Source organism: Sorangiineae bacterium MSr11367 (genome assembly GCA_037157805.1).
Lineage (GTDB): Bacteria > Myxococcota_A > Polyangia > Polyangiales > Polyangiaceae > Pendulispora > Pendulispora rubella.
In genome coordinates, this window is the sequence record CP089983.1 from 1,229,743 (window position 1) to 1,245,940 (window position 16,198).

Consider the following 16,198-nt stretch of genomic DNA (forward strand, 5'->3'; position numbering starts at 1 on the left):
CCTCTACTTGCCTAAATTTCTTCGTCGAAGTTGATTCCGAGCTCGTCGGTCACCGGGTAGCTTTGGCACGCGAGAATGAAGCCGCGCCGGATCTCGTAATCCTCGAGCGCGAAGTTGGCGTCCATATCGACCTCGCCGGTCGTGAGCTTGCAGCGGCACGTCGCGCAGATCCCGCCCTTGCACGAGTAGGGAAGCTCGACCCCTTCGCGGAGCGCGGCTTCGAGCACCGTATTCTCGTTTTTGGGAATGGTGAGCTTGTGCGTACGGCCGTCCAGAACGATGGTCACTTCGCACTGGCCTTTCGTGCTGGGCTTTTGCGACCGGGTTCGGAGTCGGGTCAGAGGGAGGCTCGTCGCGAACAATTCCTGTTTGATCTTCGATTTGGGCACGGAGTTCGCCAGCAGCGCGGCGATCGTGTCATCCATCATGGACTGCGGACCGCAGACGAAGACCTCGTCGACGTCGTCGGGATCGACCCAGCATTTCAGCAAGGCATCGACCTTGGCGCGATCGAGACGCCCATTCAGGAGATCGATCTCCTGCTGCTCGCGGCTGAGGACGAAGATCAGTCGGAAGCGAGACAGATGAGCATCTTTGAGCTCCTGGAGCTCTTCTCGGAAGATCACCGACGACGATGCGCGGTTTCCATAAAACAGCGTGAACCGGCTCTTGGGTTCTGCCCGCAGGGTGGTCTTGATGATCGATAGGATCGGCGTGATCCCGGCGCCCGCCGCGAAAGCAACGTAGTGTTTCTCGTTCGCCGGTGAGAGCGGGACATGGAACTGACCCGATGGCGGCATCACCTCCAGCGGCATGCCAGGCTGCAGTTCGTCGTTGGCCCAGTTCGAGAAGAGTCCGTCTTGCACGCGCTTGATCGTCACGCGCAACGCGTCGTCTTGGACCGCCGACGAGATGGAGTACGACCGGCGAACCATCTCGCCGCCAATGGAGGCGCGCAGGGTGAGGTGCTGCCCCTGAACGTATCGATAGGTCTCCGTCAATTCAGGGGGAACGGCGAAGACGACCGAGATCGCTTCGCGCGTCTCCCCTTGCACCGCCGAGACCTGCAACGTATGAAACCTGCTCATTAGTGGCTCTTGAATTGGTCGAAGGGTTCCAGGCAGCCATTGCAGCGGAAGAGCGCCTTGCACAACGTCGAGCCGAACGCGCTGATGCACGACGTATCCGTCGAGCCGCAGCGCGGACACTTGCTCGGCTGTAGCGGCGCGCGGCGGCCGAGCGCGCTCGCCGGAATCGTCGTCCGAACCGGCGGGGCGATGCCATGCTGGCGGAGCGCCACTTTCCCGCGCTCGCTCATCCAATCGGTGGTCCACGCCGGAGCGAGCCGGGTCTCGATCCGCAACTCCGAAATACCGAGCCGGCGTATGGCGGTGCGGACATCCTGAACGATGGTCGCCATCGCCGGGCAGCCGCAATAGGTCGGCGTGATGGTCACGGTGAGCGCGTCATCGCACCATTCGATCTCGCGAACGATGCCCAGATCCACGATCGAGATCCCGGGGATTTCCGGATCGGGCACTTCTTCCAGCGACTCCCAGATCGGTAGGAATTCGCGGTGACTCATCGGGGACATCACCACGAGCATCCCGGGTAAGTTCGCTGGAGAAACTGCATCTCCGGCAGAAGATGGCCGAGGTGCTCGGTGTGCCGACCTCGTTTGCCGCCTTGGTGCATCCAACCCGACGACGGGATGCGCAGCGTGGCTTCCGTCAGCTCGCGCGTGACGTGGGCCATCCACGGATCATGCAGGGCGGCCACGTCGGTCGCGATGCCGCTCAGGGCCCATGTCCGTTCGGCGTGGGTCGGCTCGAACAACTCTCCGGTGTACGGCCAGAGGGCGTCGAGCGCGGCCTGAATGCGGGCGTGACTCTCGTCGGTACCGTCGCCCAGACGGACGATCCACTCGCTGCTGCGCTGTGCATGGTAGGTCGCTTCTTTGAGCGATTTCTCGGCGATGGCGGCGGTGCGCGCATCGGAGGAACGCGTCAGCCCCTGTAGCAACAGACAGTGCCACGCGTCGAAATAGAACTGGCGCGCCAGGGTGCTCGCATAGTCACCATTCGGTTGCTCGACGAGCAGCACGTTGCGAAACTGGTGCGCATCGCGCAGGAAGGCCAGCTCGTCCTCGTCCCGCCCCAGCCCCTCGACGCTACCCGCATAGGTCAGCCAAAGGCGCGCCTGCCCGACGAGATCGAGCGCGGTGTTGGTCAAGGCGATGTCCTCTTCCAGCGCCGGGCCATGGCCGCACCACTCGGAGAGGCGCTGGCCCAGAACGAGGCAATTGTCGCCGAGTCCGAGCAGGAACTCGACGGGAGCCAGATCGTTCGTCATGGTTGCCTCTTTGCGCGCTTTTCGGCGTGCGCGAGGGCAGCGGCGCGCACCCATGCGCCATCCTCGTAGGCTTTGACCCGCGCGCGGAGGCGTTCACGATTGCACGGCCCGCCGCCTTTGATGACATTCCAGAACTCCTGCCAGTTCGGCTCCCCATAGTCGTAGTGCTGACGCTCGGCATTCCATTTCAGTCCAGGATCGGGAATGGTCAGACCGAGAAATTCGGCCTGCGGAACCGTCTGATCGATGAATTTCTGGCGCAGCTCGTCGTTGGAGTGGAGCTTGATCTTCCATTGCATCGACTGGGCGCTATTGACGGAGTCCTCGTCGCGCGGTCCGTGCATCATCACCGAAGGCCACCACCACCGGTCGAGCGCGTCTTGGGCCATCGACCTTTGCTCCGGGGTGCCGCGGCAGAGCGTCAGCATGATGTCGAAGCCTTGCCGCTGGTGAAAGGCTTCCTCTTTGCACACGCGGACCATCGCGCGTGCATACGGTCCGTAAGAGCAACGACACAATGGTATCTGATTGATGATGGCCGAGCCGTCGACCAGCCAGCCAATGGCGCCGATGTCGGCCCAGCTCAAGGTCGGGTAGTTGAAAATGCTGGAGTACTTGGCCCGTCCCGAATGCAGATCGGTCAAAAGGTCTTCGCGGGCAGCGCCGAGTGTCTCGGCGGCGCTGTAGAGATAAAGTCCGTGTCCAGCTTCGTCTTGGACTTTGGCGAGGAGGATCGACTTGCGGCGCAGCGTGGGAGCCCGCGTGATCCAGTTCCCCTCCGGAAGCTGTCCTACGATCTCCGAATGCGCGTGCTGGGAGATCTGCCGGACCAATGTCTTGCGGTAGCCCTCTGGCATCCAGTCCCTGGGCTCGATTTTGATCCCTGCGTCGATCCGCTGTTGGAACGATGGCTCGTCGGGGGCCGTCGGGTCCGAGCGTTCGACGTCCACGAGTTGGGCATACATGAAAGCCTCCTGACGTATTCGTCATACGATACAGAATGAAATAGGCCGCGAATATATCGTGTCATTTCCAAAGCCGTATCATATGGGTCGGCTAAAGGTGCTTCACCCCGTCCGGCATGGGAAAGAAGGTCGGATGCCGATAAATCTTGCTGTTCGCCGGATCGAAGAGTGGCTGCTTGTCGCCGGGGTTGCTAGCAGCAATGTCGGCCGATCGTACCGCCCAGATGCTGGTGCCCTCATTGCGGCGGGTGTAGACGTCGCGCGCGTTCTTGATCGCCATCTCCGCATCGGCGGCTCGGAGGCTGCCGACGTGCTTGTGCGCCAGCCCATGCTGACTGCGGATGAAGATTTCCCAGAGCGGCCAATCCTTCATGCGTATCCTCGCCTTCGCGGTCCGCCAACCATCGCGGACGCCGAGGATCAGCATACGATCTTGCCAATCATTTATCTGAATAAGTCACATGTATAAAATTTGTGTATCATATTGTCATGGTGCGTCGAGAAGCGAAGGGGCGGACGTCCTCGTCGGGGGCGGGGGCCGCCAAGAGTCCTCACATGGACGCGGCGGTGGGCAAATGGATCCAGCGATGTCTCGAGGAGCATCCCCCGCACGCCAAGTCGTTGATGGCCACCATCTTCGGTGACTCGATCGCACCTCACGGTGGCGCGACATGGTTGGGCGGGCTCATTGGAGTCATGGGTCATTTCGGGATCAGTGACCGCCTGGTGCGGACGAGTGCTTTTCGGCTCACGCTCGAAGACTGGCTCGAATCGCGGCGCGACGGCCGTCGTAGTCTCTATTCTCTGACGGCGTCCGGATTGCGTCGGTTCGAGCATGCGACCCGGCGGATTTATACCGTGCCGTCGCGGCGATGGGACGGAGCGTGGACCCTGGTGCTGCTGCTGCGCGGTGCGCAGGAGTCGGCCGATCGCGCGGCGCTGCGTCGCGAGTTGGAATGGGAGGGATTCGGCCTGATCGCGCCCGGTGTCTTCGGTCATCCCGCGGCCAATACCGCCGTGTTGGCCGAGATCCTCGAGACGCGCCAGAGCAAAGCTCTCGTGCTTTCGGCCAGAGACGTCGAGGGCGTCTACGCTCGACCGATGCGCGAGCTGGTCGACGAGTGCTGGAATCTTCGGGGGCTCGCCGATGGATATCGACAATTCGTCTCTCGGTTCGAGTCGCTACGGGACCTTCTCGAGGAGGGCTCGATCCATCCCGAGCAGGCGTTCGTCGTGCGGACGCTCTTGCTCCACTGGTTTCGCCGCGTCACCTTGCACGATCCGCATTTCCCTGCCGAGATGCTCCCCGCAGGCTGGCCGGGGTACACAGCGTACGACCTATGCTGCGAGCTGTATCGCCTCTGCTACCGGCAGGCCGAAGTACATATTTGCGACAACCTGGAAGGTCCACATGGCCGCCTGGGTGAGGCAGCGCCTGATTTCTATCGGCGCTTCGGTGGGCTCGAGCGCTGACCCGCAACCTCCCGCAGTGGTGTTAAGCGCGCTCGAGTGAAATCGCGATACCTTGTCCGATACCGATGCACATGGCGACGAGCGCCCGCCTCGCCCCGCGTTCCACGAGCTCCAATGCCGCGCTACCGGCGAGGCGCGCGCCGCTCATGCCCAGGGGGTGCCCGAGCGCGATGGCGCCGCCGTTCGGGTTCACGTGCTCCGCATCATCGGGAAGACCCAGCGCGCGAAGGCACGCGAGGGCTTGCGCCGCGAAGGCTTCGTTCAGCTCCACGACGTCGAATGCGCCGATGGCCAAGTTCTGACGCGCGAGCAGTGCGAGCGTGGCCGGCACCGGGCCGAGGCCCATGAGCCGAGGTTCGACGCCGGCCACCGCGCCGCCGGTGATGCGAGCGAGAGGTGACAAGCCGTGGCGCGTGATGGCCTCTTCACTCGCCACGATCATCGCGGCGGCTCCGTCGTTGATGCCGGACGCGTTGCCCGCCGTCACCGTGCCGTTCGCGCGAAATGGAGCGGGCAATTTGGAGAGCGTTTCGAGTGAGGTGTCGGCGCGAATCTGCTCGTCGTGCGCCACGCTCGACGTCGCCTTCTTGACCCTCACGGTCACGGGTTCGATCTCCCGCGCGAGCCGACCGCGCTCACGGGCGGCCGTGGCTCGCTGGTGCGAGCGGAGCGCGAACGCGTCCTGATCGCTGCGCGTGATGCTCCGCTCCGCGGCCACGTTCTCTGCCGTCTCCGGCATGGTCTCGACGCCATAGCTCGCGCGCATGGCCGGATTGACGAAGCGCCACCCCATGGTGGTGTCTTCCAGCGTCTGCGTTCGCCCAAAGGCACCGTCGGCTTTTCCGACGACGTAGGGCGCGCGCGACATGCCCTCCACGCCGCCCGCGATCAGCAGCTCCGCATCTCCCGTGCGGATGCGTGCGGCGGCATCGAGCACGGCTTGCAGACCCGAGCCACAGAGCCGATTGACGGTGATGCCAGGTACACGCACCGGGAGCCCCGCGAGCAGCACGGCCATGCGTGCGATGTTGCGGTTGTCTTCACCGGCCTGGTTGGCGCAACCAAGGATGACGTCATCCACGAGCTCCCAGTCGAGCCGAGGATTTTTCATCGATAGCGCGCGAAGTGGCAACGCCGCGAGATCGTCGGTGCGCACGGTCGAGAGGCCGCCGGCGAAGCGTCCGATGGGGGTCCGAACGGGAGAACAAAGAAACGCGTGCCTCATCTTCGGTATCCTTCTGTTTCGAGTTTTCCTTACGCCTGCGTTAGGCGCGCTTGTCGATCACCCGCTTCGCTTTGCCCACGGATCGTTCGAGCGCGCCTGGCGGATGGATCACGACGCGCGTCGTGACGCCAATCGTGTCCTTGATTTTCGCGACGAACCGCTCGGCGGCGCCCGTGATGCCTTTGCCGTCCCAATGGTCCTCGCGCGCCTCGGCCTGCACGGTCATCTCGTCCATACGGCCGTTGCGTGTCAGCTCGATCACGAAATGGCCTGCGCACCATTCCGTAGCGAGCAATGCTTCCTCGATCTGGCTGGGAAAGAGATTGACCCCGCGCAAGATGATCATGTCATCGGATCGGCCCGTGACCTTCTCCATGCGCCGCATCGCGGGCCAGACGGTTCCGGGAAAAAGGCGGGTGAGATCGCGCGTGCGGTAGCGGATGACGGGGAGGGCTTCTTTGGTGAGCGAGGTGAAAACGAGCTCCCCGCGTGCGCCGTCGGGGAGCACTTCACCGGTCTCGGGATCGATGATCTCGGGGAAAAATTGGTCCTCCCAAATGTGCAGCCCGTCTTTGGTTTCGACACATTCCTGGGCGACGCCGGGCCCGATGACTTCGGAGAGGCCATAGATATCCGTCGCGTCCATGGCGAAGTTGCGCTCGATTTCCTGGCGCATCGGATTCGTCCACGGTTCGGCGCCGAAAATGCCGAAGCGCAGCGAGCTCGCGCGCGGGTCGAGCCCCGCTTTGACGAAGCCGTCGAGAATCGCGAGCATGTAGCTCGGAGTGACCATGATGACGTCCGGCTTGAAATCGACCAGGAGCTGCACTTGGCGTTCGGTCATGCCGCCGGACATGGGCACGACGGAGCACCCGAGGCGCTCGGCACCGCAGTGTGCTCCCAGTCCCCCGGTAAAGAGGCCGTAGCCGTAGGCGATGTGGACCATCATGCCGGGCCGTGCTCCGGCCGCGCGCAGGGAGCGCGCCATGACGTCGGCCCACATGTCGAGATCGGCCCTCGTGTAGCCCACGACAATCGGCTTGCCCGTGGTGCCGGACGATCCATGGATGCGTGCGAGCTTCTCACGCGGCACGGCGAACATGCCGAATGGATAGCTTGCCCGCAGATCGTGTTTGACCGTGAATGGGAATCTCGCGAGATCCGACAGCCCGCGAAAGTCGGAAGGATGAACCCCCGCCGCGACGCACTTCGCTCGGTAGAGCGGTACGTTCTCGTAGGCATGTCGCAGCGACCAGGCGAGCCGTTCCGTCTGGAGCGATACGATGCGATCCCGCGACACGCGCTCGGTCACGTCGGAAGCTGCCATCATCGTCATGATGCCCGTCCGGTAAAGTTGGCTGGACGCTTTTCCAAGAAGGCGAGGACGCCCTCCCGATAGTCGGGGGTGCGACCCGCAAGGCTCTGCAGATTGCGCTCGAGATCGAGCTGCGCATCGAGATCGTTGGCGCTCGAAGCATTGAGTGCTTCCTTGATCCACGCGAGGCTCAACGTCGGGCCCTTCGCGAGGCGGGCGGCCAATTTCTCCGCTTCGCCCCGCAGGGCCCCGTCGTCGACCACCTGCCAGATCAGTCCCCAGGCCTGGGCCGTTTCCGCGGGCAGTGGCTCGCCGAGCAATGCGAGCGCACGGGCGCGGGCTTCTCCAATGAGGCGCGGAAGGAAGAACGTGCCGCCCGAATCGGGTACCAAGCCAATGCTCGCAAAGGCCTGAACGAACTTGGCCGACCGGGCGGCGAGAACGATGTCGCACGCGAGCGCGATGTTCGCGCCTGCGCCCGCGGCCACTCCATTGACGGCGCACACCACGGGTTTGCGCAGCCGGCGAATGCGGCGGATGAGTGGATTGTAATGCGCCTCGACCGTGACACCGAGATCCGGCGGGAGGGCGCCGCTGCGTTGAAATTCGGCCGCTGCGAGCGCCAGACCACCGACGTCCTCCCCGGCGCAGAAGGCGCGCCCGGTGCCCGTGAGCAGCACCGCGCGACAGCTCTCGTGGGCTGCCTCTTCGAGAGCCTCCGCGAGCAGCCGGTGCAGCTTCTCGTTCAAGGCATTCAGCCGCTCCGGTCGATTCAACGTGAGCACCATCCAGCCTTCGCGGCGATCCACGAGTAATTCAGACTCCATGTCGCGTCCTCCTCGGTGGGCCTTCACATCCGGTCTTGAATTAACCGGACGACTGGTTAATGATTGCTGGAGTTCGACATTTGTCAATGGACAGCCGCATAGCGGAGACGGAATATGAGCATCCTCCTCGACAGCTACGTCAAAGATCGATGGATCGCGCCGTCGACCCGACTGGTCGACATACCGAGCGCCATCGATGGGCACACCGTGGCCCGCATATCGAGTTTGGGCCTCGACTTCGGCGAGATGGTGCATCATGCACGTACCGTCGGCGGGCCAGCGTTGCGCGCGCTCACCTTCCACCAGCGCGCCGATCTCCTCCGGGCGCTGGCGGAGTACCTCAACGCTCGCAAGGAGCCGCTCTATGCGCTCGCGGCCGATACCGGTGCGACCAAACGAGACAATGCCATCGACATCGACGGCGGCATCGGCACCTTGTTCGCGTACGCATCGCGCGGGCGGCGCGAATTGCCGAGTGAGCGCTTCGTCGTGGAAGGGCCGACGGAGTCGCTCTCCAAGGGCGGCAACTTCGTCGGCGCCCACGTGCTGACAGCGTTGCGCGGCGTCGCCGTTCACATCAATGCCTTCAACTTCCCCTGTTGGGGAACGCTGGAGAAGCTTGCGCCGGCGTTGCTTGCCGGTCTTCCGGTCATCACCAAACCGGCCACGCAGACGACTTACGTCACGCAGGCCATGGTCCGCAGCATCATCGAGTCGGGCATTCTGCCTCCGGGAACACTGCAACTCATTTGCGGTTCTCCCGGCGATCTGCTCGATCATCTCGGGGGGCAGGACGTGCTGTCGTTTACCGGGTCGCTCGAAACCTCGGAGAAGTTGCGCAATCATCCGGCGGTTTCGCGCAATGCAGTTCGCTTCATCGCCGAGAGGGACTCGCTCAATGCCGCGGTGCTCGGCCCCGATGCCGCCTTCGGAACGCCGGAGTTCGATCTCTTCGTGAAGGAAGTCGTTCGCGAGATGACCGTCAAGGCGGGGCAAAAGTGCACGGCAATCCGGCGTATCCTCGTCCCGAGGGCGCTCGAGGGCGCCGCCCTTGACGCGCTGCAAACGCAGCTCTCGACGGTCACGCTCGGCGATCCTCGGCTGGACGGTGTGCATATGGGGCCACTCGTCGGACTGACGCAGCGCGATGCGGTCCGCAAGAGGATCGCCGAAATCGCGCGCGAGGCCGAAGTGGTGTACGGCGACCCCGAGAAAGCGGACGTCCTCGGCGGTGATATCCGCGTCGGCGCGTTCATGGGCCCCGTGCTTCTTCGGTGCGGCCGGCCGCGGGAAGCGCGCCACGTTCATGCGACGGAGGCCTTCGGCCCGGTTGCCACCGTCATGCCGTACGACGATTTGGACGAAGCCGTCTCTTTGGTGGCGAAAGGGGAGGGAAGCCTCGTCGCATCGGTGTTCACCTACGACGAGGCTTCCGCCGACGCGCTGATCTCGGGCATCGCACCCTTTCACGGGCGCGTGTTGGTGCTCGATCGAGACTGTGCAAAAGAGTCGACGGGGCACGGTTCGCCGCTGCCCGGGCTCGTGCACGGAGGCCCCGGGCGCGCAGGTGGCAGCGAGGAGTTGGGCGGCCTGCGGGCCGTCTACCATGGCATGCAGCGCACGGCCGTGCAGGGTTCCCCGAGGCGAATCGCGGCCCTCACGCGGGCTTGGATCAAGGGGGCGCCCGCACCGGTATCGATGTCGCATCCGTTCACGCGCGACTATGATGCGCTTGCGGTCGGCGACACGGTGTGGACGCACGCGCGCACGATCACGCTCGAAGACATCGAGCATTTCGCGCAGTTCACCGGCGATACGTTCTACGCGCATATGGACGAAGAAGCCGCGAAGGCAAATCCGTTCTTTCCGGGCCGCGTCGCGCACGGATATCTCGTGTTGTCCTTCGCGGCCGGTCTCTTCGTCGACCCGGCGCCCGGACCTCTTCTGGCCAACATTGGTTTGGACAATCTGCGCTTTCTCAAGCCCGTTTGCCCGGGAGAGGAGATCCGCGTCCGGCTCACGGTGAAACAAAAGCAGGCGCGGAAATCGGAATATGGCGAAGTACGCTGGGATGCAGAAGTATTCAACCAGCAAGACGAAACCGTTGCCCGCTACGATCTGCTCACCATGAGTGCGCGCCGCCGGACCTGATCGAAGTCCACAAGGGGCACGTAACGCGGCTTTCGATAACTCGTCCCGGTCTGGAGAGTGTGTTGCAGTCAAGCAGCGGCAGCGGGACAATCCCGGCGGGGCCGGCGCCCTCGTCCGTCTCTCATGCGAGGATCGCCAGACGTGATGGCGATCCTTTCTCTCTGAACCACACACCGCGCCGGTCTCGCCGGTTTCGTCGCGCTTCCGCGGTTCGCGCACAGCGAAGACTCGAGAACCGTTACATTCCATCGCAAGTCACCTTGGCGTGCTCACTGGAAGGCTCCACGGAAGGCGCGCTGCATGTGCCGCAGCTCGCCTAAGAGACGAGCCAGGTGCTCGCCGTGATGGCCATGGCGTCCGCCCCTTCGCATCGGGCGTTTGGACGGTATGTCGAGCGTGGCTCGAGCGAACACGCGGCCGATCGTCTCTTCCCACCTAGGACGCAGGCTCGCCGGATCGACGACGACAGCACGTTCGATCAATCGCTGCTCGATCGTATCGACTTCGAACATCTCATCGGTGAACGGCCACAATTCATCGATCGCGGTCGAAACGTGCCTGTGGTTTTCCTCCGTACCGTTCCCGAGACGGATGACCCACGCAGCCGAATGGCTCACATGGTAGGTCGATTGGTTCCTCGCCTTGGCCGCAATGGCAGCGAGTGTCGCGTCGCTGGATTGCGTCAACGCCCGCCAATAGGGATGGATGAAGGCAGAATAGAAAAATTGCCGCACGATGGTTCGCGCGAAATCGCGATGGGGCTGCTCCACCAGGAGCAGGTTTCCGTAGCCGCCCGCGTTGCGAAGGTAGGCATAGGCGTCTTCATCGCGTCCGGCTGCTTCGACCTGCCCGGCATAGGCATAAAGCCACCGCGCTTGGTCGATGAGGTCGAGGCCGATGTTGGCGAGGGCCATGTCCTCTTCCATGGTCGGTGCGTGTCCGCACGACTGGGAGAGACGATGGCCGAGAATCAAGGCGTCATCGGCCCGGCGCAGCGTGTAACGAAAGAGCGGCGTCGGAAGCAGGGTGACGGATCCCATGTCGCGGTCCTCCCTCGGTCCGAAAAATATATGTAACAGAAAATATAATGTCAAATCAGCTCTGTAACATGTCGAAACGAAAGGAATCGTTGCGCCGCGAAGGGGGTTCTACCCTTTGAATCGCTTGTAAATTTCGCGTGCGCTCGGTAGCGCCCCGCCCGTCTCGTCGGTCGCGTTTTCGTCCAACCAGCGTTCGGAGCCTTCGAGGACGCGGGCGTAGATCTCGGCGCAGAGGCTTCGAGCGGCGGAGCCGGGCCAGCTTTCGGGTAGGATCTCGATGGGCAGAATGGGATCGCGCAGCACGATGCGTCGATATTCGTGAATGAGCAGGACCCGCGCGACCAGCGCGTCGCGATCGGTGGAGGGCGGCCCGGCGTCGAGCGCCGCTCGGAGCGGCTCGAACGCCGCCATGAAGCGGCGGTACGCATGGGCCGTGGCTTCCAAGGGCCAGCCGCGTGCCGCGAGAGTCCGATGGGTGTCGCTGTCACCGCTCGCATGCAGCCGGAGAACACCCGACGCCGCATGTGGAATGGAGGCTCCGGCAGGCGCGATCCACATGCCTGGTGCCGGCTCGCCGAATCCCGCCTCGTGGAGGATGGTCCGCATCGGTTCGCGTTCCATGCCGGCATCCGGCAGGAGGAGCTCGTAATGTCCGCGCCACCGCGGCGGCCGCAGATGGTAGATATGCTCCGTCGCCTGGCGGAAGGTTTCTTTGCCCTTTTCGGCGAGCCGATAATAGCTGTTGCGGCTCACGCGGTGACGTTCCAGCCAGCCATCGGACGCGAGGCGCGACATGGCGGTTCGCACGACGCCGCCCGAAATGCCGATGGCGTCGAAGAACGCGAGCAAGGTACCGAGCCAGACGCATCCTCCGCGCGGCACGATGGCATCGCCGTACAGCGTAATGATGATGGACCACGTGCGCGACGGCTCGCCTCGGACATGATCGAGAATCCGCGCGAGAGCCGCCCGATGCCTCACGGCTTCGGCGTCTCCGTCACCGCCGCCGCAGCGGGACCCGCGCCCGCCGTGATCATCCTGGTGACCAGCCGCGCATATTCCGCTCGACTGAGTCCCTTGCCCTCGCGGAACCACAGATAGTGCCAATTGAGCATACCGAACATCGACATCGTGATCGGCTTGAGCAGCGGACCGCGGCCGACATCGGGAAGGGCCTCGGCAATGGTGTCGGCGAAGATGGTGACCAGCCTTCGCTCCATCACGAGCAGGATTTCCTGGCTCTCTTTTGGCAAAAGCTTGAGATTGGCAATCTGCACCTGATGCTCGGCGTCGGCGTCACGGTAGGCTTCGAGCAATGCAGCGGCGAGCGCGTGGAGGCGCTTCTTCGGGTTCTTGTGCGACTGCGCGGCCTTCTCGATCTCGGCGACGAGCATCCCCAGATGCTGCGACAGAATGTCGAAGAGCACCGCCTCCTTGTCGGGGTAGTAGTGGTAAAGGAGCGCCTTGGAGACACCGCAGGCCTCGGCGATCATGTTGATCGAGCTGCCGGTATATCCATGTCGGGCGAAGAGCTCGGCGGACTTGTGCAAGATGGCCAATCGCTTGGTGTCGTAGTCTCGAGCGCGCGTGCGAGCCATCCGGGTGCCGTCCTATCCTTTACGATACGACGCATACCAAAGATTGTCCGGATGGTCGATCGATCGTCAGACCCGCCGCGCTACGACCCGGTATGTGTTGGACCAGCCCGGGCGCCGGGCCAGTGGCGCGAGGCTTCGGTCGAGAAGGTACGCGAGCAAGAAGAAGGGAAGCTACACGGTCCGCAGCACGCCTTTCAAGAGCTGCACCGCGGCGCCGTTGGAGGTGCGGCGCCAGGGGCCATCGATGAGGGGCGTGATGTGGGCGAGCATCAGGTAGGTGCTGACAGTGACGTCCACCGGTTGATGCACTTCGCCGCGGTGCCAGGCAACCGGTTCGAAGCCGTGTTCGCGCAAAAGGCGTCCCAGGTTCTTCGCGCTTAGGAAGTGGCGGTGCTGCGGCTGAAACCACTGCATCCATTGGCGTCCGAGCAGGCGCCCAAAGAAGCAGTCGGGATCCGGCACCTCGACGAAAAAGAGGCCGCCCGGATGCAGCACGCGCGAGGCGGCGTCGATTTCGGCGCGCGGATCGGTCGTGTGCTCGAGGTAGTGGCTCATGCTGATGACATCGTAGGAGGCGCCTTCGGCCACCAGCTTGGGCGCGACGTCGGGAAACAGCCCGCGGATGCCGCGCTCGATCCAATGGCGGCGCTCGGCGTCCTCGATGCTCTGCGAAAGATCGAGGCCGTCGAAGCGCGTGTTCGGGAGCGCGTCGCGGGCGATGGTGCAGAAGTGCCCGTGGCCGGCTCCCACGTCGAGCCAGCGCTCGGGACTCCTCACCGCCGCCACCATTTCGGCGCGCTCGCGGTATACGGCTGGGGCCGATGCGAAGAGGTTCGCGAGCTCTTCTCCACCGAGGCCGTCGTAGAAGTCGCGGGTAGTAGAAGGCGAGAGCCTCGATCGAGAGCCGCGGGTTCTGGAAGACGTGGCCGCACCCGCGGCAGCGCGAGAGCGTGAAGCGTCCCGGCTTGCCTTGGTAGAGGTCGCCGACGTCCCGAGAAACAGCTGCAGGGACACCGCCGTGGGGCGTGTCACCGACGGCACGTAGAGAATGCCCTTTTTACGCGTGGGGCCAGATCTTGACGCCGTCCTTGTTCATCTCCTGCACGATGGCGTCGTCGGGCGACGTCCACGACCATGCCTCGGCCAGGCGGCCCGCGTTGCTGCGCGAGATCTGGCGCAGGGGCGAGTACTTGCTGCTCGCCAGATCGCTCGCGTAGTAGCGCCATTCCCCTTGTTGGCCGCTCGTCAGCTCGCTGGCATCACCACGCCGTTCGCTCGCATCCTGGGACCCGTCGCTCGGATCGTTCGCGCGCTCGTTGTCGGATTGGCAGGCGGACCACGTGAGCCAGAAAAAGGGGACGGCGGCCAGCGGCAGGAGATTTCGCGCGTTCATTGCGTGACGCAGGTGAAGCTTGCAGCCGCGTTGGGATTCGGGCCCGTGTACCTCGGCCAGGTCGGATAACGGCACATCGGCCGCGTGCGACCTTGGGTGGTCAGATTGGCGTCGGTGGCAACGAGGTTGGCGGGGGCTTGGCCCCTTTCGGCCCAGTTTTCGATCGCGCTGATGGAATCCCACGTTGCGTTGAACGTGCCGGCGCCGTGGCCGAGACCGGGAATCACGTAATAGCGCAAGAACGAATCGGCCCGCGCTTGTCCGAACGTGCTCACCAGACGAGCGTAATAGGCGTTGGTGAGGCCCACGTTCACCGCGAAATCGCCGGTTCCATGGACGATTATCAATTTGCCTCCACGCGCTTCGAACGCGGAGATGTCCGGGTTTTGCGCGTCCGTTTGATTGGATAGTGCGATCAGCTGATTACGCCAGGCATTGGGAGCGAACGTCAGCGAATCGAAGTTCGGATCCTTCGTCACGAAGTAGCGAATGACGGCATCACTCAGCACGTGCAATCCGGCGTTGAACGGGCTCGGCGGGCGGGATGGGAAGGGGCTCATGCCAAAGTCGAAGGGGAAGACGATCTCTGCACCTTGGTAGATGGGCCATTTGGGATGATCGGTGAGGCCCGCCTGGAGCGGAAAGTCGAGCTTGAAGGGCGTGTTCATCGTATTGAGGGCGGCGATTTGTGCGTCGGAGAGGCACCAGTCGCCGAACTCGCCGCCGCCGGGGCAACGGCTGTTCTGCACGTCGAAGGCCGTCTCGCAGGACCTCGTGTCGCTCACGATGCCGTCCTGCACCCCGTCGAGCGCATCACAGGCCCGGAGAACCGCCGAGCGCAGTGTGGCGACTTTGTTGGAGTTCAGGAAGGCGCCGGGCGCGTAGAGGGCCTTCGCCACACGGTTTCCCGCGATCATCACCATGGTGAAGGACAGCGCGGGGGAGTGGGCGACCACGCCGTCGTAATCGCTGGGCCAGCGTTGTACGACCAAGAGAGCTTCGTGACCACCCTGCGAACCACCTGCGAAGTACATGCGTTGGGCGCCGGCACCGTAACGTGCCTGGATCAGCACCTGCGCCGTGTCGTGCGTCTTCTTCAATTGGTCGCCGGTGAAGTTTGCCCGCGCTTCGGCGTTCAGGGCAAAAGATCCGTCGGCCGGGGTCGGGCCCGTGTGACCGGAGTCGCTGCCGAACGTGGCATACCCCCGCGCGAGGGGTGATGCGGCGTTGGCCGAAGCGGCGGGCACGTTGTCCACCCCCGTCACCAAGAGTCCACCGAGGCCGGCGCCGCCGTAGTGCACGGCCTTGCCATTCCACTGGCTCGGCAGGTTCAATTGGAAGTTGATGGGCGGTGCAGTGGGATCCACCGGGCGAATCGCGCCCTCGACCTTGCAGTACTCCGGTGTGGCGCCGCTCGCCGCGACCACCGTTGCCTTGGAGACCGTCGCTCCACCCGTCGGCAAGGCGATGGAAGACGGTGGCACCATCCTTCCTGCAAGCGCGCCGCATGTCTCGGCGAGCGCGCGACTCTCGTCCGAAGATGTCGCGGTTGCACCGCCGTCACCGCTGGAGCATGCCGCGGCGGTTGCACAGAATCCACAGATCGACACGAAGATTCGGCTCGTCATGGGGAATACCTCCTCCATTCAGGATTTCTAATAATTAACCGATTGTCCGGTTAATTCAAGTCCTATACGTCCCGAAATGTTGATTTAGGTTTTGCGCTTTGCGTCAATTATTTCGCGTGCTGAGGTCTAATTGAAATTAGTGTAATTCGAGATAAGACGGTGGGCGATTTTAGCAAAATCACGCGCAGGGCGTAATGGATCGCCATTGCCTCCCGATTGTCCGGGAGCAAT

16 protein-coding genes are annotated in these 16,198 nt (G+C 63.6%); 2 read left to right on the plus strand and 14 right to left on the minus strand.

The features are described 5' to 3' along the window. Window positions 1–11 precede the first annotated feature (11 nt). From paaK to paaB, 5 genes are all read right to left on the minus strand, one after another. On the minus strand, window positions 12–1,088 hold the full coding sequence (paaK, locus tag LVJ94_05350) for a phenylacetate-CoA oxygenase/reductase subunit PaaK (GenBank protein WXB06659.1): 1,077 nt from the start codon (window positions 1,086–1,088) through the stop codon (window positions 12–14). Continuing rightward, a complete protein-coding gene (paaJ, locus tag LVJ94_05355) occupies window positions 1,088–1,585 on the minus strand; it encodes a phenylacetate-CoA oxygenase subunit PaaJ (protein ID WXB06660.1) in 498 nt (165 codons plus the stop codon). The genes paaK and paaJ overlap by 1 nt, the downstream gene beginning before the upstream one ends. A gap of 8 nt (window positions 1,586–1,593) precedes the next feature. Further along, window positions 1,594–2,352, minus strand: a complete 759-nt coding sequence (paaC, locus tag LVJ94_05360) for a phenylacetate-CoA oxygenase subunit PaaC (protein WXB06661.1) — start codon at window positions 2,350–2,352, stop codon at window positions 1,594–1,596. Further along, window positions 2,349–3,317 (minus strand): 1,2-phenylacetyl-CoA epoxidase subunit A, encoded by a 969-nt coding sequence (paaA, locus tag LVJ94_05365; protein WXB06662.1) that lies wholly within the window; start codon window positions 3,315–3,317, stop codon window positions 2,349–2,351. Before paaA ends, paaC (LVJ94_05360) begins: the two co-directional genes overlap by 4 nt. 91 nt (window positions 3,318–3,408) lie before the next feature. Further along, window positions 3,409–3,690: a 1,2-phenylacetyl-CoA epoxidase subunit B gene (gene paaB / locus LVJ94_05370; GenBank protein WXB10686.1), complete on the minus strand. Its 282-nt coding sequence runs from the start codon at window positions 3,688–3,690 to the stop codon at window positions 3,409–3,411. Between the two features lie 116 nt (window positions 3,691–3,806). Here paaB and paaX (LVJ94_05375) point away from each other — a divergent pair, with 116 nt between their 5' ends. Then, entirely contained in the window at window positions 3,807–4,790 is a 984-nt protein-coding gene (gene paaX / locus LVJ94_05375) for a phenylacetic acid degradation operon negative regulatory protein PaaX (protein WXB06663.1), read from the plus strand. A gap of 22 nt (window positions 4,791–4,812) precedes the next feature. On the opposite strand, the gene pcaF is transcribed toward paaX (LVJ94_05375), so the two are convergent. The 3 genes from pcaF to paaG are packed head-to-tail and all read right to left on the minus strand — an operon-like array spanning window position 4,813 to window position 8,157. Further along, window positions 4,813–6,015, minus strand: a complete 1,203-nt coding sequence (pcaF, locus tag LVJ94_05380; protein ID WXB06664.1) for a 3-oxoadipyl-CoA thiolase — start codon at window positions 6,013–6,015, stop codon at window positions 4,813–4,815. A gap of 40 nt (window positions 6,016–6,055) precedes the next feature. Further along, a complete protein-coding gene (paaF, locus tag LVJ94_05385) occupies window positions 6,056–7,351 on the minus strand; it encodes a phenylacetate--CoA ligase (protein WXB06665.1) in 1,296 nt (431 codons plus the stop codon). Next, window positions 7,348–8,157, minus strand: coding sequence for a 2-(1,2-epoxy-1,2-dihydrophenyl)acetyl-CoA isomerase PaaG (gene paaG, locus LVJ94_05390; GenBank protein WXB06666.1), 810 nt, complete (start codon window positions 8,155–8,157; stop codon window positions 7,348–7,350). The genes paaF and paaG overlap by 4 nt, the downstream gene beginning before the upstream one ends. Before the next feature lie 114 nt (window positions 8,158–8,271). Between paaG and paaZ the strand changes: the two genes are divergently transcribed. Then, on the plus strand, window positions 8,272–10,308 hold the full coding sequence (gene paaZ, locus LVJ94_05395; protein WXB06667.1) for a phenylacetic acid degradation bifunctional protein PaaZ: 2,037 nt from the start codon (window positions 8,272–8,274) through the stop codon (window positions 10,306–10,308). 269 nt (window positions 10,309–10,577) lie between these two features. On the opposite strand, the gene paaC (LVJ94_05400) is transcribed toward paaZ, so the two are convergent. The 6 genes from paaC (LVJ94_05400) to LVJ94_05425 all read right to left on the minus strand — a co-directional run bounded on the left by paaC (LVJ94_05400) (window position 10,578) and on the right by LVJ94_05425 (window position 15,967). Further along, the gene (paaC, locus tag LVJ94_05400) at window positions 10,578–11,348 is read right to left on the minus strand and encodes a phenylacetate-CoA oxygenase subunit PaaC (GenBank protein WXB06668.1); all 771 of its coding nucleotides are present in this window, start codon (window positions 11,346–11,348) and stop codon (window positions 10,578–10,580) included. Window positions 11,349–11,456: 108 nt separating this feature from the next. Beyond that, window positions 11,457–12,329, minus strand: a complete 873-nt coding sequence (gene paaX / locus LVJ94_05405) for a phenylacetic acid degradation operon negative regulatory protein PaaX (protein ID WXB06669.1) — start codon at window positions 12,327–12,329, stop codon at window positions 11,457–11,459. Next, a complete protein-coding gene (locus tag LVJ94_05410; GenBank protein ID WXB06670.1) occupies window positions 12,326–12,946 on the minus strand; it encodes a TetR/AcrR family transcriptional regulator in 621 nt (206 codons plus the stop codon). Before LVJ94_05410 ends, paaX (LVJ94_05405) begins: the two co-directional genes overlap by 4 nt. Window positions 12,947–13,117: 171 nt before the next feature. After that, window positions 13,118–13,723 (minus strand): class I SAM-dependent methyltransferase, encoded by a 606-nt coding sequence (locus LVJ94_05415; protein ID WXB06671.1) that lies wholly within the window; start codon window positions 13,721–13,723, stop codon window positions 13,118–13,120. Between the two features lie 280 nt (window positions 13,724–14,003). Continuing rightward, complete coding sequence (locus LVJ94_05420) at window positions 14,004–14,339, minus strand: hypothetical protein (protein ID WXB06672.1); 336 nt, start codon at window positions 14,337–14,339, stop codon at window positions 14,004–14,006. Beyond that, complete coding sequence (locus LVJ94_05425) at window positions 14,336–15,967, minus strand: tannase/feruloyl esterase family alpha/beta hydrolase (protein ID WXB06673.1); 1,632 nt, start codon at window positions 15,965–15,967, stop codon at window positions 14,336–14,338. Before LVJ94_05425 ends, LVJ94_05420 begins: the two co-directional genes overlap by 4 nt. Window positions 15,968–16,198: the final 231 nt, after the last annotated feature.